Raw genomic sequence first — 15,643 nt, forward strand, 5'->3', positions numbered from 1 at the left:
TTTAAGAAAACGTTTTCATGCAAAGGGGGAGAATTTCGTGTCGACTATAGAGGACGTGGCGAAATTAGCGGGGTTATCAAGGACAACGGTTTCTAGGGTGATTAATAATCATCCATATGTTTCAGATGAGAAGAAAAAAAGGGTTCAATTAGCAATGAAGCATTTAGGCTTCGTTCCTAATTCTGCGGCGAGAAGGCTTCGTAAACAAAAAACGGAAACAATTGCGGTGCTAGTTCCAAGGATTACAAATCCTTTCTTCAGTAGATTTATTGAAGCAATCGAGATTGCTGCTTCTGAACATAAATATAAACTGATTATTTGTCAAACAAGATATTTACCGGAAAAAGAGATGGAGTATTTACAATTATTATCTACGAAACAAGTAGATGGGATTATTCTATGTTCACTAGAAAATCCGTGGGAAGATGTAGAACCATACTTACAGCACGGTCCAATCGTGTTGTGTAATGAATATATTGAGGAAGCAAATATTCCAACAGTGAAGTTTGATCATGCGCAAGGAGCATACATAGCTGCGAAGCATGTGTTAGATCAAGGATATCGTAATCTTATTTTTTGCCGTGGTAACGAAACCAAATTAGTTAGCCAGCAGCGAAAAATGGGCTTTTTACGTGCAATAACTGAGAAGAGCCGCCAAGTAGAAGCGATTGACTTTCTTGAAAACGCTTTCTCTTGGGAAGATGGAAAACGAATATTCCATGAAGTATTAAAGGACAAAAAAAATCCTACCGCGATTTTGGCAGGAGGCGATGAGGTAGCAGCTGGAATTATCTCAGAGGCGAAGCACCATAACTGGAGCATTCCAGAGGATCTCGCTGTTATCGGTTTTGATAATCAAATATTATCGCAGATTACAGAACCAGGTATTACGACAATTGAACAGCCAATTGATGAAATGGCCCGAAAAGTTGTCGATCTGATGATGGATAAAATCCATACGAAAAATTATCGAAAAAAAGAATTGTATGAGTTTGAACTGGAGCTCTTGGTGAAAGGTTCAACGATGAAGGATAAGATGTTATTAGCCTAGTAGACTATGTCTGCTAGGTTTTTTTATGTTCACAAACTACTATTCTTCGTGAACGCAATCGTTACATTTGTTATGGTATGCTTCGTGTTGCTCATCAATTTCTTTCCCACAGTGCGCACAAGTTTTCGTCGGTAAATTTCTGAAAAACTCCATTGGTTGATCGATCATGTCAATCCCTCCATTTCCATTTCTTACTATCATTGTATTAGTACAAAAAATAAAAGTCAACAACTGTTTTATAACAAAATTGAAAATTAATGAAAAAGTTTAGGAAATGGATTATAGTTAACAATGTAGGATGTAAGCAAAAAACTTTCTCAAGTACGGAGAAAAACTGCATTCCTACTCGGTTTTAGAAAGGATGGATACATATGAAAATGACTGTTGTCGGCTTTTGGGGCGGCTTTCCAGAAGCGGGAGAAGCAACGTCGGGGTATTTGTTTGAACACGATGGTTTTCGTTTACTTGTAGACTGTGGTAGTGGTGTACTAGCACAGATTCAAAAATATATAACACCATCTGATATAGATGCAGTTGTACTGTCACACTATCATCACGATCATGTTGCGGACATTGGGGTATTGCAATATGCGAGATTAATTACGAGTGCGACAACAAGGCAACTACCGGAATTACCAATATACGGTCATACGTTTGACGAGAATGGATTCCATTCTTTAACACATGAACCACATACGAAAGGAATCGCGTACAATCCAGAAGAAACACTTCAAGTTGGACCGTTCTCGATTTCGTTCTTAAAAACTGTTCATCCTGTTACATGCTTTGCGATGCGTATTACAGCTGGAGATGATGCTGTAGTATACAGCGCTGATTCAAGTTATATTCCTGAATTCATTCCATTCACAAAAGATGCTGATCTTTTCATTTGTGAGTGTAATATGTATGCACATCAAGAGGCTGCAAAAGCAGGGCATATGAATAGTACAGAAGTAGCAAGTATTGCAAAAGATGCGAATGTAAAAGAACTTTTATTAACGCACTTACCGCATACAGGCAACCCATCTGATTTAGTAACAGAAGCAAAACAAATTTTCAGTGGCCATATTACGCTAGCGCATAGTGGCTACGTATGGAACTCATGAGGTGATACGATGTTATTTATTGATAATAAAGGAATTACAGATCCTAGAATAAACTTAGCGATCGAAGAATATTGTGTGAAGAATTTAGATATTAACGAAACATATTTACTGTTCTACATTAATGAGCCTTCGATTATCATTGGTAAAAATCAAAACACAGTAGAAGAAATTAATGCAGATTACGTAAAAGAAAAAGGTATTCATGTCGTTCGTCGTCTATCAGGCGGAGGCGCAGTATATCATGATTTAGGAAACTTAAACTTCAGTTTTATTACGAAAGATGATGGAGACAGTTTCAGCAACTTCAAAAAATTCACAGAGCCTGTAACGAAAGCGCTTAGTAAATTAGGTGTAAAGGCAGAACTAAGTGGTCGTAACGACATTTTAGCTGAAGGTAGAAAAATTTCAGGTAACGCGCAGTTCTCAACGAAAGGTCGTATGTTCAGCCACGGTACGTTACTATTTGACTCTGAAATCGATCACGTCGTATCAGCGTTAAAAGTAAAAATGGATAAGATTCAATCAAAAGGTATTAAATCAATCCGTAGCCGCGTTGCGAACATTACAGAGTTCCTAAACGAAGAAATGACGACAGAAGAGTTTAGACAACTTCTTCTAGAAACAATTTTCGAAGGAGAAACAGAAATCCCAACGTACGAATTAACAGAAAATGATTGGAAAGAGATCCATAAACTTTCTGAAGAACGTTACCAAAATTGGGATTGGAACTATGGAAAATCACCGAAGTTCAACTTACAACATTCACACCGCTTCCCAGTTGGACAAGTTGATGTTCGTCTTGAAGTGAAAAAAGGAACAGTAACAGAATGTAAAATTTACGGCGACTTCTTCGGTTCACTAGATGTTCATGATATTGAAGAGCGTCTAACAGGCGTTCAGTTCGATAAAGATGCATTCACTGCAGCTTTAGAAGGCGTAGATATCGCACGCTACTTCGGTAACATTACAACAGAAGATTTCTTACATTTATTCTTCTAAAAATGAGGGAGGCTGCCATAAAGGCAGCCTCTTTCTTTTTGTAGTTTTGTCGATATAATTCCATTTACCACAAAATGTATACTTACAGGACATCTGCCTCTTATAAAGGAATATATATATGAAAAGGAGGCGGATCGATATGAAAAGGGTCATACACATTGTAATATTGCTCGGATTCGTCATTGGGATTGCAGCGTGTAACAGTGAAACTTCCTCAAGTCGTACCCTTTTATCTATCGGAAAGCCAGCGCGGGATAATGTTATATATTTTACGCATACAGATAACAAACGAAAGATACAGGATATACAGGACAGGTTTCAAAATAAGGAATGGAAAAGAAATGAAACATTCAGCACTGTTAATAAAACGCCAGATGTCGTCTTATCAATAGATGAAAACAATAAAGGGTTACCGACGTTATATGTTACCGTGTATTTTCATGAAAATGGAGCGGACGTTTTGAATTTGTATGGAGAGTATACGAACTTAAATAAAGAGGAACTTGAAAAGCTTAAAGAAAAGATGAGTGCATATTATCCTAAAATGATTTTTGGTCTAGTGTTATAAATTACTTGCAAATAAAATCCCCTTATTTTTCCAAAGTAAACTAAGAGAAGGTGATCTGTCTATATGCAGTTAATAGAATATCACTTGCTACTTTAATTTTCTTTTAATATAATTAATTTAGAATTTTTAAATATTCTAAATTTTATAAAGGTGGGGTTTTTGTGAATCTCGTTCAATCTTTGGCTGAAACGGCAAAAAAGAAGGGGGATAAACCGGCTTATATATTTATGGATCAGTCGGTCTCATATGACCAATTAAACAAAATGGTCACAAGGTTTTCTAGCAATTTAGCAGAAATGGGCATTGGAAAAGGGGACAATGTCGCATTAGTTGTTGGGAACTCACCACATTTTTTGGTCGGTTTATACGGAACAATGAAAGCCGGAGCAACTGTTATTCCAGTTAATCCAATTTATACAGCAGACGAAATGCATTACATTTTACAAAATGGAGATGTAAAAACAATCATCGTACTCGACGTCCTTCTACCTGTTATACAATCTCTTACAACAAGACTTCCTTCATTAGAAAACATCATCATATGCGAAACCTCATCAGATTTTAACCATACAGAAACCGAAAAAATGAAAACGTTTACTAGTTTTGTGGGGGCTGGAGACTTACAATACGAAGGCCCTGAACTAGATGAAGAAGATGTAGCGGTTATCCTATACACTTCAGGTACAACTGGAAAACCAAAAGGCGCTATGTTAACACATAAAAATTTATATAGTAATGCGAATGATGTTGCGTCTTATTTACAATTTACTGCTGACGATCGCGTCGTTGCGGCACTGCCAATGTTCCATGTGTTCTGTTTAACAGTTGCGGTAAATGCACCGATTGTGAACGGGGCAACAATTTTAATGTTACCGAAATTTAGTCCGAAAGAAGTATTCCGTATTTGTCGCACGTACGAACCAACGATTTTTGCTGGCGTACCGACGATGTACAATTATTTATATTTATTTGAAGAAGCAAGCGCAGAAGATGTGAAGACGCTTCGTCTTTGTATTTCCGGTGGTGCATCGATGCCTGTTGCTCTTCTGCAAAACTTTGAAAAACGTTTTAACGTTATTGTTTCAGAAGGATACGGTTTATCAGAGGCATCACCAGTTACTTGTTTCAACCCGCTAGATCGTCCACGTAAACCAGGATCAATTGGTACAAATATTTGGCATGTAGAAAATAAAATTGTGAATGAACTAGGGGAAGAAGTACCTGTCGGCGCAGTCGGTGAATTAATTGTTCGCGGACCTAACGTTATGAAAGGGTACTATAATGCACCAGAAGATACAGCTGCGACGTTGAAAAATGGCTGGCTATATACAGGTGACTTAGCAAAAATGGATGAAGAAGGTTACTTCTATATCGTTGATCGTAAAAAAGATATCGTCTTAGTTGGCGGTTATAACGTATATCCTCGTGAAGTAGAAGAAGTATTATATACGCACGAATCTGTAGCGGAAGTTGTCGTAATCGGTGTTCCTGACGAAAACTTAGGAGAAGCCGTACGAGCTTACGTCGTTTTGAAGAAAATGAACGTAACAGAAGAAGAACTAATGCATTACTGCACGTTACATTTAGCGAAATATAAAGTGCCGAAAAGCATTGAGTTTTTAATAGAATTACCGAAGAATACGACTGGTAAGTTGTTAAGAAGAGCATTGAGAGAGAAAGCGATGCAAGTGTAAAAATGAGGCAACCATCTTTGAAGGTGGTTGCCTCATTTTTTTGTGCATTGATTAAGCTGTGGTGTCATATATTTAAAGCTTCATATGACCAACAAGGAGGAGATATACATAGAACAGAAGGGATTAACGCTTACGGCGAGTGCAATATCTTATTTGTGAAATTATGGATGAACTCTGAAAATGATAAGAACGGTAATTTTAATCAAAATGGAGTAATGAACCGTGAATCAATGGCTACGGTGTTAGTAAATGCATATAAATTAGAATGGAATGAAAATAGTAAGTTACCAAAAGAATTTGCTGATTTGAAAAATCATTGGGCTCGAAGTATGCCAATATTTTAGTTTAGTAAGAAAATTCAAATTCCAAGTTGACACATATGAATTACAGAATTAAAATGAAAAGAAATCGAATACAATACATTAGAAGCTAATCAGATAAACTGAAGGCGCACAATGTTCACATTTGTGAATATATTGTGTGCCTTTTTCTATTGTATAAACTAAGGGGGCTTAACGATGAAAAAGTGGGGTAAGACAGCGTTTATGAAAAGTACAGGTGTTTTATTATCAGCAGTTGTACTTTTATCAGGGTGTGGTTCGGCAACATCCACTAGTAATTCTGAAGGAAGTGGAGATAAAAAAACAGTTGAGCTTTTAAATGTTTCTTATGATCCAACTAGGGAGTTATATCAAGATTTTAATAAAGATTTTGCGAAGTATTGGAAAGAGAAGCATGGGCAAACAGTAAATGTAAAACAATCACATGGGGGATCTGGAAGTCAAGCACGCTCTGTTATTGATGGCTTAGAAGCAGACGTTGTTACACTAGCACTTGCTTATGATATTGATGCCATTAGCAAGAAAAAACAACTAGCAGAAGATTGGCAGAAGCGACTTGCGAATAATTCTACTCCATACACGTCAACAATTGTATTTCTTGTTCGAAAAGGAAACCCGAAAGGAATTAAAGACTGGGATGACTTAACGAAAAAAGGTGTGTCTGTCATTACACCAAACCCAAAAACATCAGGCGGAGCACGTTGGAACTATTTAGCGGCGTGGGGATACGCATTGAAAAAATATAATAATAGTGAAGATAAGGCGAAAGAGTTTGTTGGCCAAATTTATAAAAACGTAGAAGTATTAGATTCAGGAGCGCGCGGAGCAACGACAACATTTGTTGAAAAAGGAATTGGTGACGTATTAATCGCATGGGAAAATGAAGCGTTATTATCTCAAAAAGAGCTTGGAAAAGATAAATTTGAAATTGTAACCCCTTCTATTAGTGTACTTGCAGAACCACCAGTAGCGGTTGTAGATAAAGTCGTTGATAAAAAAGGAACGAAAAAAGTAGCAGAAGGGTATCTTGAATATTTGTACTCAGAAAAAGGACAGGAAATTGCGGCGAAAAACTTTTATCGTCCGCGCAATGAAAAAGTAGCAGAAAAATACGCATCCCAATTTCCGAAAGTTCAATTATTTACAGTAGATGAACTATTTGGTGGCTGGAAAAAAGCACAAGAAAAACACTTTAATGACGGCGGCTTATTCGATAAAATTTATCAAAAATAATGCACTGCTAAAGGGGGATGAGGTGAAAGAGTATGAGGAAGAAGCGTGTTTTACCAGGGTTTGGATTATCGCTTGGATTTACAATGTTGTACATGAGTTTATTCGTACTTATACCACTTTCTATCGTATTTATTCAAACTTCACAGTTAGGTTGGAAGAAGTTCGCTGGGGTTATAACGAACGAGCGTGTGTTGCATTCCTATCAAGTTAGTTTTACAACTTCATTTGCAGCTGCTATTGTAAATGCCATTTTCGGTTTATTAATAGCTTGGGTGCTCGTACGCTACAAATTTCCAGGGAAACGACTATTAGACGGACTCATTGATTTACCGTTTGCACTTCCGACAGCTGTAGCTGGTATTACACTTACAACGCTTTATGCGGAAAATGGATGGATTGGGAAAATATTTAGTCTGTTTCACATAAAAGTAGCTTTTACACCACTCGGAATTATCGTTGCGCTTACTTTTATCGGTTTACCATTTGTCGTTCGAATGGTGCAACCAGTGCTGCAAAATATTGATAAAGAAGTAGAAGAGGCAGCTTCGAGTTTAGGTGCATCCCGCTTGCAAATATTTGTGAAAATCATTTTACCAGAGATCTTTCCCGCTCTTCTTGCAGGTTTTTCACTTGCATTTGCAAGAGCATTAGGAGAATACGGATCTGTCGTTTTCATCGCAGGTAATATGCCGATGAAAACAGAAATTGCACCACTGATGATTATGACGAAACTAGAACAATATGATTATGCGGGGGCAACAGCTGTAGCGACCGTGATGCTTATTATTTCTCTCCTTTTCCTTCTTCTTATTAATATGATTCAAAGTTGGAGTAGAAGGCATGAACTAAAAAGTGAATAGGAGGAGAGAAAATGGAACCAACATTATTAGAAAAGAAAATAGTAAAAAGCGTATCAGCTAAAAAAGAATCTAAGCTCGTACCAGGCGTATTAATTACGATTACAGTTTTATTTTTATCTCTCTTTCTATTACTGCCACTCATAACTATTTTTCTAAAAGCCTTTGAAAGAGGGATGGATGTATACATTGCCGCTATTACAGATCAAGAAGCATTTTCAGCAATTAGATTAACGCTTCTCGTTGCGTTAATCGTTGTGCCGCTTAATACGATATTTGGGATAGCGGCCGCATGGCTTATTACAAAGTTTCAGTTTAAAGGAAAACAAGTATTACTCTCTCTTATTGAACTGCCGTTTGCTGTGTCACCAGTTATCGCAGGATTAGTATTCGTTTTACTTTTCACACCGAGGGGTGCTCTTGGCGAATGGTTACTTGAACATGGAGTGAAACTCATTTTCTCTGTACCAGGCATTATTATCGCAACAATCTTTGTAACCTTCCCGTTCGTTGCACGTGAATTAATTCCCATTATGCAGGCGCAAGGGAAAAGTGAAGAAGAGGCAGCTTTATCACTTGGCGCAAGTGGCTGGAAAATGTTTTGGCGCGTTACGCTTCCAAATATAAAATGGGGTCTTTTATACGGCATGATTCTATGTAATGCCCGTGCTATCGGTGAGTTTGGAGCCGTTTCTGTCGTATCAGGTCACGTGCGTGGTATTACGAATACGATGCCGCTTCATATTGAAATTTTGTACAATGAATATCAATTTTCAGCAGCATTTGCAGTAGCGACGTTAATGTCATTAATTGCAGTGTTTACACTCGTTATAAAAAACGGGATTGAATGGCGAATGGAAAAACGACAATAAGAGGGGGATTACGGTGAGTATTCAAATTCAAGGTGTATCAAAGCAATATGGTACATTTCAAGCACTAACAGACATTCATTTGGATATTCCAAAAGGTGAACTTGTTGCCTTATTAGGCCCATCAGGTTCTGGGAAAACGACGTTATTACGCATTATTGCAGGATTAGAAGAAGCGGATGGGGGTTCTATTTCATTTGATGGGGAAGATTTAACAGACATTCACGTAAAAAACAGGCAAGTCGGTTTCGTCTTTCAGCACTATGCGCTCTTTAAGCATATGAATGTATTTGAGAATGTCGCTTTCGGTTTAAAAGTAAGAAAGAAAAGCTTAAGACCGTCAGCAGAAGCGATAGAAGAAAAGGTAACAGAATTATTAAAGCTCGTAAAAATGGATGGCTTTGCTAAACGTTATCCACCGCAATTATCTGGTGGACAACGTCAACGTATTGCACTAGCCCGGGCACTTGCAGTCGAACCGAAAATTTTATTACTTGATGAACCGTTCGGTGCACTCGATGCAAAGGTGAGAAAAGAATTACGAAGATGGCTCCGAAAATTACATGACGAATTTCAAATTACGAGCGTATTCGTAACGCATGATCAAGAAGAAGCGTTAGACGTTGCAGACCGCATCGTTGTAATGAATGAAGGCTGCATTGAACAAATGGGAACACCGGAAGAAGTATATGAAAACCCAGCAAGTCCGTTTGTATATGACTTTTTAGGAAATGTAAATTTATTTCACGGCCGCGTTCATAAAGGAAAGCTAAATGTAGGATCGGTCGAACTAGAAGCACCAGAGCATAAGCACGTTTCCAACGTAGACGGAATAGCCTACGTAAGACCGCATGACTTATCAATCTCTCGTACGAAACAAAGCGTAGATGCAATCCCGGCAAAAGTATCTTATTCTCACGCAGTCGGACCTGTCGTATATGTAGAATTAAAACGAGACGAAACAGATGAATATTTAGAAGCAGAAATTACGAAAGAACAGTTCAAACAGCTGAACATTCAAGCGGGTGATTTCGTATACGTACAGCCGAAAGAAGTGAAAGTGTTTATTCCGGAGGATTTTGTAATTTAAATAAAAACCGAACCGTCATCTAAGTGGCGGTTCGGTTTTCTTTATTTTTTCTCTACCAATTTTTTATTCTTCCAATCTAGTGTAAACGATTTGTTAAATGTTTTTTGATCAACGTCTTTTACGTTGTTTCCAACCCAGTTTGCAGTTCCGAATGTGAAGCCTGGACGAAGTTGGTAGTCGTCGGTGTGTTTTGTATAAGCGACTTGTAAGTTAGATTGATCTGTATTTTTTTCAGAGATAACAACAGCAATCATACCAGGAGAGAAACCGCTATTTGTTAGTGCTGGAAGTTGATCCATCGGTATTAAATTACCTTTTGCATCAGATTCATATAAGTATGTGCGAGAGTACATGAACAGTTGGTTTCCATATAAAGAATGATAGGAGTCACGTGTGTAAATACCCCAGTTTTGATTGTTATATCCGTTAAAGAATACGTTCCACTTTACGTTTTTGTTTGTTTGGTCAATTAAATTTGTTTTATAACTAGTTTGTTTATAGCTTACAGAGTCAGACCAAGTGACTTGACCAGTTGCACCAGCTTCACCGCTAGGGCCATTAGGCGTTACAGAAGCTTTAACAGAGCCACCAAGTTGATAAGATACGCTAGATGTTACAGTCGTTTCTTCTACAGCATTTGTAGGTGCTACGTTAAAGAAACGAGCGCTGTTATCTTGAAGGTTAAATGCAACATCATATTGTGAAGGATAACGTAATGTTGCACTAGCGCCAGGGATTGGGTAGTTATCAATAGGTGCATCACTTATAGTAGGATTTGCTTTTAGAAAACTACCAGTTGTATTAATAACGGCAATCTGTTTATCAGCGCTTGGGTCATCGATAAAAGTTACCTTTAAAGACATTGTCATATTATCAGCTTGATCATTATTAAATGTATTATAGCTCGTATGTGTTTTTGCATTTTGCCCGATATCTGTTACAACTTGTGACGTCGTTTGAGCGTAAGCAGCAGGTGTTGAAAGAGTTACAGCGCTACTAGCAAAAACAGCGGATAATGCTAAACATTTTAAATATGTTTTAGAACGTTTCATACAATCACTTCCTTTTATTTTTGTCGATATATGTCGTATTACATTTATATCGTAACATGAAAATAAAACGGAATTGATGGTTATGCATAATTGCATAGATGAGTTTTGAAGGATAAAGATAATAGAATTTTATCCAACACGTAAGACTCAAAAATGTCCATTACAGCCGTTCTTAAAAATTTTAAGACAATATGTTTATCAATGTTCTTATTCTGAAGATTGAAGCGCTTAATATTTACGTTATAAGTGCATAACAAGTTATAATAAAAGAAATCAATAAGGAGGCTGGCTGTGAAGAATCTTCGTTATCTCAATATATTTACCATATTAATTATATACACACTACTTATGTTTTATATCGGCTGGAACGGATGGGTTTGGCTTCATGCGGTATTTGGCTGGGAATCTTGGGGATATTATGCTTTCATAGTCGCATTTATTTCATATGCGTACATTCTCGTGCAAGTGTTTAAGTCTCTGCCATTTCTGCGAACGATAGGTTCGATTTGGTTTGCGGTTATACAATATGCGCTTATGTTGTTGCCATTAGCTGATATTATGGTCTTTCTTTTACAGTTTTCAGTAGAGAAAGAAGCGGCAATTATTTGGATAGGGACGGCTGTGATAGCTGCATTTATCTTTATCTTTGCGTATGGAGTATTTAATGCGTATAGTCCAGTAGTAAGAAAATACGAAGTGCACATACCGAAAAAGGTAGAGGGGCGTAAAAGTTTACGTATTGCGATGGCTTCTGATATGCATTTCGGTAAACTGTCTGGCGTTTCGCATTTGAAAAGACTTGTTCGTCATGTAAATGAAATGGAACCTGATATTATTTTACTGCCAGGTGATATTATCGATGATCATCCAGGAGTATTCATTCAAAAAAACATGGGTCATATTATGAAACAAATGAAAGCTCCATTAGGCGTATATGGTGTTTTAGGAAACCATGAATACTACGGCAGAGCGGTTCCAGAGTTTTTACAAGAGATGGATAAGATTGATATTCGTATTCTTTTAGATGAAGTGCTTACAATTGAAGATGACTTTTATCTCGTTGGAAGAAGAGATAAAACAGAGCGAGATCGCCAAAGCTTTGAAAAACTTATGAGTACAGTGGATAAATCCATGCCAGTTATCGCAATGGATCATCAGCCATTTGAGTTGAAACAGGCAGCGGATGCTGGTGTAGACTTATTATTATCCGGTCATACGCACCGCGGACAAATGGCGCCCAATCATATTGTAACGAGAAGAATGTACGAGCTAGACTGGGGATACGCACAAAAAGGCGCGTTCCACGCAATTGTTTCTTCTGGATTTGGATTTTGGGGACCACCGCTTAGACTTGGTAGTAGGTCGGAGATTGTGCAGGTAGAAGTTACGTTTGAATAAGGTTAAATAAAAGGGATTATACATATTAATCATGTATAATCCCTTTTATTTTTTATTTCTCAATCGCGCTCTTTACTTAAATATAATCTCAATTAGTTGTTGTGGATGTGCATTAATTAATCCATGAACAATAATAATTACCCATACCTTACGATAACGCGCCCACAAATATCCAAGGAATAGACCTACGATACCAAGGTTCACAATGACCGTAGCTGTATCAATATCCCAATGACCAGAGCCATGTAATGCGATATGCCAGCTTGCCCATAACAATGATGTAAGAAGAATAGCCGGCCAAGTACCTAGTAATAATTCCAAACGTGTTTGCAACCAAACTCTATAAAAAATCTCTTCAAGTACACTATTTATAAGAAACCCTACAAGTAAAATGGAGATTAAAATCGTGGGTTCCATTTTCATTGAAACAAATGGTGTAGAGAATATAGAAAAGAAGTTGAAGTAACCCCAGATTATAATGACAATAAGTGGTGTAAACCGATACCATCTATTATCCCCTGTTAATTTTACTGACTTTGGTCGTTCTTTTTCGGGGTTATTTTTATAAAAAAAAAGCAGCATTAATGGAGTGAATAATAATAAAATAATTTTAAATATCATAAACCACAATTGTAATGCCATTCCTTCAAAGTTCGTGGTGAGAAGACAAATCGTGAAGAGGGAGCCACTTAAGAAGAAGATAGCAGTTTGAATTATGATGCGCCTTGGTTCAAATTGTTGAAGGGGATTATAGTTTTTATGATGAAATGGTAGGAAACGGACAAGGAGTATACCGACAATAACAGGGAGCCACTTGTACCAAAAGGGCATCGTGCCCTTATGATCTCCACTGTAACGAATGTTCGTTTCTCCAATCCATATAAGCCAAAAAGATGAAAGCAAAATAATAAGCATAATGATACCGCCAATTAACTTCCCCGCTTTTGGAAAATAACTGTCCATAGTTATCCGACCTTTCATATTATAATTGTAAGTCAGTTTCTAATTGACTTCATTCGCTACTTTTTTCTTTAGTAAATATGTATTTATAAATCTATTAAAACAAAAAAAGAGGGGTCGTGGAAATATTTTCTTTTTTTGATTAAATTTGATAAGAACAAGAGGACCTGTTTTTTATAAAAACAGAACGTTTATATTCAAATTACAGAATAGTATATTTACGCTTCTTCAAAAAAGAGATAATATAAAAAGACTTTGCTTGAAAAGGGGGATTGTAAGTGATCATATCAGATGTACTATACGGAGAATTTGAAGTGGATGCAGTGCTAGAAGAATTAATTTTAAGTAAGCCTATGCAAAGACTAAAGGGAATTCATCAAGCAGGCGCAAGTTACTTAATGAACGAGAAATGGGATGTAACTCGTTTTGAGCATTCAGTGGGTGTTATGTTATTGGTGAAAAAACTAGGTGGTTCAGTAGAAGAACAGATTGCTGGTTTACTACATGACGTATCACATACTGCTTTTTCCCACGTGATTGATTACGTTTTTGATAATGAAGATGAAAGTTATCATGAAGAGATATTTAGTTCTGTTGTGAAAAACTCAGAAATTCCAGCGATCCTTGTGAGGCATGGTTATAACTATGAAGATATTTTATTAGATGATTCGAAGTGGACGTTACTGGAAAGGTCAGCGCCCGAATTATGCGCAGATCGAGTGGATTATACGTTACGAGATATGTATACATATGGGTATATTTCTTTAGAAGAAGTTCATAGTTTTTTAGAGGATGTCATCGAAGTAGAGGGGAAAATGGTTCTTCAAAATATTGAAATAGCGGAATGGTTTACAGAAACGTATTACAAAGAAGTAATCGATTTCTTTATGGAACCAATGAATATTTACGGAAATGATATGTTAGCGAAAACGTTAAAGGTAGCTCTTCATAAAAGAATTATTCATGCAGATGATTTTCTTCTTGAAGATGAGGAGCTTATTTCGAAATTGCAGCAATGTAATGACCCCGAAGTAGAAGCTTTATTAAGCAAAATTCATCCAAATATAAAAGGAAAAGAAGATAGAAACGATTATGATTTACATCAGAAAAATAAAATGCGTCTTATTGATCCGCCGTTACTTCGTGAAGGGAAAATTGTTCAGTCATCTGTTGTATCAGAAAAAATAAGACAGATGAGTGATATCGCTTATGAAAAAGCGGTGAGAGGGATGTATGTGAAAGTGATTTCGAATTAAAAAAGAAGTAGCGCATCGTTTTTAGAGCGCTACTTCTTTTTTATTAATTATCAAACCAATTCCAAATCTCAATATCTCCAAGAGTCGCATAACGTACGTGCGGGGAGTTTTGTAATTTTAATAACTCTTTCGACGGGCCAGTAATAACAATTCCGTATACTTTTACACCGTTATCCTTTACATATTGATAACGTTTATCTAAGTTTAATTCTTTCTCAGAAAGCGCTGCTATTTTGCTTACCGTTTTTTTATGGATAGAAAGGACGCGCATCATTTCGGTTACTTTGTCTTCTTGCGTTTTCTGCCCGTCAGTTTCATTATCGAGGAATCTTACATGTTCTGGAAACCCTATAGCTTCTCCGCCATGTAGGATATAGTCATCTACATTTTTTCTTTCTTGTCCTGTATCTAAAGCGTACCATAAAGGAGTTGGAGGGAGTTCTTGTGCCTCGAATATGCTATATAAAAGCGGTTCTAATTCTTTTAAAGTGTAAGATTTATCAAAAGAAATTGCTACTTCTGCAACGGTTCCATCATGTACTTTTGCAAGTGTATCCCATACTTTTTTTGATGAATCCTTTAAATAATCACCCTGCTCTGTTTTTGGATGAACAAAGAAGAGTTTTGGTTGATAGAACGGATTCATCCAAGTTCGCTTCGTAACATCTACAGATGATAAGAAGCTTTTTGTTTCTATTGTACCGAGGGGCATTTCTTTTTTACCGACGGTTCGTACTAAATCAAATTGGCTATTCGTACGGAAAAAAGCTTCTACACTTGTTCCGCCCCCCATAACACGGCTATTTGGGATCGTTGCTTCAAGTGCAAGCGAAGGAACCTCTCTAATTTCTTCTAGCCTTTTATCATTATTAGCTTGAAAATAAAAGGCTGATAATACCCCGCCGATTATATAGATAACGATGCAAATTGATAATATAAAACCAAATGTTTGTAAACGATGTTTCCACTTAATCCTCCAAAAAGGAACTTTAAGATCTTTTGGAGGTAACTTTTTCTTAATTGGTTCTGTTTTTGTTAACAGCTCATCTAAGTAAGCTTCACACTCTTCACATGACTCAATATGACTTTCTAACAGTTCTTGTTCATCATGCGTGAGCGTTCCATTTTCATACTTCTTCCATAGTTTTTTAAATTCTGTACACCCCATC

Annotated in this window: 17 protein-coding genes; 12 read left to right on the forward strand and 5 right to left on the reverse strand. The window is 36.9% G+C overall.

Annotation, left to right across the window (positions count from 1 at the left end; genetic code table 11):
• The first annotated feature begins 37 nt into the window (after positions 1-37).
• Complete coding sequence (locus tag ATL10_RS10545; RefSeq protein ID WP_000103711.1) at positions 38-1,051, forward strand: LacI family DNA-binding transcriptional regulator; 1,014 nt, start codon at positions 38-40, stop codon at positions 1,049-1,051.
• A 39-nt stretch (positions 1,052-1,090) separates the two neighbouring features.
• On the opposite strand, the gene yhfH is transcribed toward ATL10_RS10545, so the two are convergent.
• Positions 1,091-1,219, reverse strand: a complete 129-nt coding sequence (yhfH, locus tag ATL10_RS10550; RefSeq protein ID WP_100909959.1) for a protein YhfH — start codon at positions 1,217-1,219, stop codon at positions 1,091-1,093.
• Between the two features lie 203 nt (positions 1,220-1,422).
• Here yhfH and ATL10_RS10555 point away from each other — a divergent pair, with 203 nt between their 5' ends.
• From ATL10_RS10555 to ATL10_RS10595, 9 genes are all read left to right on the forward strand, one after another.
• On the forward strand, positions 1,423-2,157 hold the full coding sequence (locus ATL10_RS10555) for an MBL fold metallo-hydrolase (protein ID WP_100909960.1): 735 nt from the start codon (positions 1,423-1,425) through the stop codon (positions 2,155-2,157).
• A gap of 9 nt (positions 2,158-2,166) precedes the next feature.
• Positions 2,167-3,156, forward strand: coding sequence for a lipoate--protein ligase (gene lplA / locus ATL10_RS10560; RefSeq protein ID WP_000897273.1), 990 nt, complete (start codon positions 2,167-2,169; stop codon positions 3,154-3,156).
• A gap of 139 nt (positions 3,157-3,295) precedes the next feature.
• On the forward strand, positions 3,296-3,724 hold the full coding sequence (locus tag ATL10_RS10565) for a hypothetical protein (RefSeq protein WP_000832165.1): 429 nt from the start codon (positions 3,296-3,298) through the stop codon (positions 3,722-3,724).
• A 161-nt stretch (positions 3,725-3,885) separates the two neighbouring features.
• Positions 3,886-5,418 (forward strand): fatty acid--CoA ligase family protein, encoded by a 1,533-nt coding sequence (locus ATL10_RS10570; RefSeq protein ID WP_001055171.1) that lies wholly within the window; start codon positions 3,886-3,888, stop codon positions 5,416-5,418.
• 167 nt (positions 5,419-5,585) lie between these two features.
• Positions 5,586-5,762, forward strand: coding sequence for a hypothetical protein (locus tag ATL10_RS32185; protein ID WP_001986183.1), 177 nt, complete (start codon positions 5,586-5,588; stop codon positions 5,760-5,762).
• A 174-nt stretch (positions 5,763-5,936) separates the two neighbouring features.
• Positions 5,937-6,992, forward strand: a complete 1,056-nt coding sequence (locus tag ATL10_RS10580; protein ID WP_110496877.1) for a sulfate ABC transporter substrate-binding protein — start codon at positions 5,937-5,939, stop codon at positions 6,990-6,992.
• Positions 6,993-7,024: 32 nt separating this feature from the next.
• Positions 7,025-7,852 (forward strand): sulfate ABC transporter permease subunit CysT, encoded by an 828-nt coding sequence (gene cysT, locus ATL10_RS10585; protein WP_001227879.1) that lies wholly within the window; start codon positions 7,025-7,027, stop codon positions 7,850-7,852.
• Between the two features lie 11 nt (positions 7,853-7,863).
• A complete protein-coding gene (gene cysW / locus ATL10_RS10590) occupies positions 7,864-8,721 on the forward strand; it encodes a sulfate ABC transporter permease subunit CysW (protein ID WP_110496879.1) in 858 nt (285 codons plus the stop codon).
• A 13-nt stretch (positions 8,722-8,734) separates the two neighbouring features.
• The gene (locus ATL10_RS10595; RefSeq protein ID WP_086422213.1) at positions 8,735-9,808 is read left to right on the forward strand and encodes a sulfate/molybdate ABC transporter ATP-binding protein; all 1,074 of its coding nucleotides are present in this window, start codon (positions 8,735-8,737) and stop codon (positions 9,806-9,808) included.
• Between the two features lie 41 nt (positions 9,809-9,849).
• On the opposite strand, the gene cytK2 is transcribed toward ATL10_RS10595, so the two are convergent.
• Both cytK2 and ATL10_RS32190 read right to left on the reverse strand, forming a co-directional pair.
• Positions 9,850-10,860 carry a beta-channel forming cytolysin CytK2 gene (cytK2, locus tag ATL10_RS10600; protein ID WP_016513148.1) on the reverse strand — a complete coding sequence of 337 codons (1,011 nt, stop codon included), beginning with the start codon at positions 10,858-10,860 and terminating at the stop codon, positions 9,850-9,852.
• A gap of 80 nt (positions 10,861-10,940) precedes the next feature.
• The gene (locus ATL10_RS32190; protein ID WP_071714124.1) at positions 10,941-11,117 is read right to left on the reverse strand and encodes a TetR family transcriptional regulator; all 177 of its coding nucleotides are present in this window, start codon (positions 11,115-11,117) and stop codon (positions 10,941-10,943) included.
• 34 nt (positions 11,118-11,151) lie between these two features.
• On the opposite strand from ATL10_RS32190, the gene ATL10_RS10610 reads away from it, so the two are divergent.
• Complete coding sequence (locus ATL10_RS10610) at positions 11,152-12,258, forward strand: metallophosphoesterase (RefSeq protein WP_000793741.1); 1,107 nt, start codon at positions 11,152-11,154, stop codon at positions 12,256-12,258.
• Between the two features lie 72 nt (positions 12,259-12,330).
• Here the strand turns inward: ATL10_RS10610 and ATL10_RS10615 are convergent, their stop codons facing one another.
• Positions 12,331-13,221, reverse strand: coding sequence for a CPBP family intramembrane glutamic endopeptidase (locus ATL10_RS10615; protein WP_000378922.1), 891 nt, complete (start codon positions 13,219-13,221; stop codon positions 12,331-12,333).
• Between the two features lie 275 nt (positions 13,222-13,496).
• Between ATL10_RS10615 and ATL10_RS10620 the strand changes: the two genes are divergently transcribed.
• Positions 13,497-14,474: an HD domain-containing protein gene (locus ATL10_RS10620; protein WP_110496881.1), complete on the forward strand. Its 978-nt coding sequence runs from the start codon at positions 13,497-13,499 to the stop codon at positions 14,472-14,474.
• Positions 14,475-14,517: 43 nt separating this feature from the next.
• On the opposite strand, the gene ATL10_RS10625 is transcribed toward ATL10_RS10620, so the two are convergent.
• On the reverse strand, positions 14,518-15,642 hold the full coding sequence (locus tag ATL10_RS10625; RefSeq protein WP_000501938.1) for an anti-sigma factor: 1,125 nt from the start codon (positions 15,640-15,642) through the stop codon (positions 14,518-14,520).
• Position 15,643 lies beyond the last annotated feature (1 nt).

The organism is Bacillus sp. 196mf, from assembly GCF_003217275.1.
GTDB classification, from domain to species: domain Bacteria; phylum Bacillota; class Bacilli; order Bacillales; family Bacillaceae_G; genus Bacillus_A; species Bacillus_A thuringiensis_S.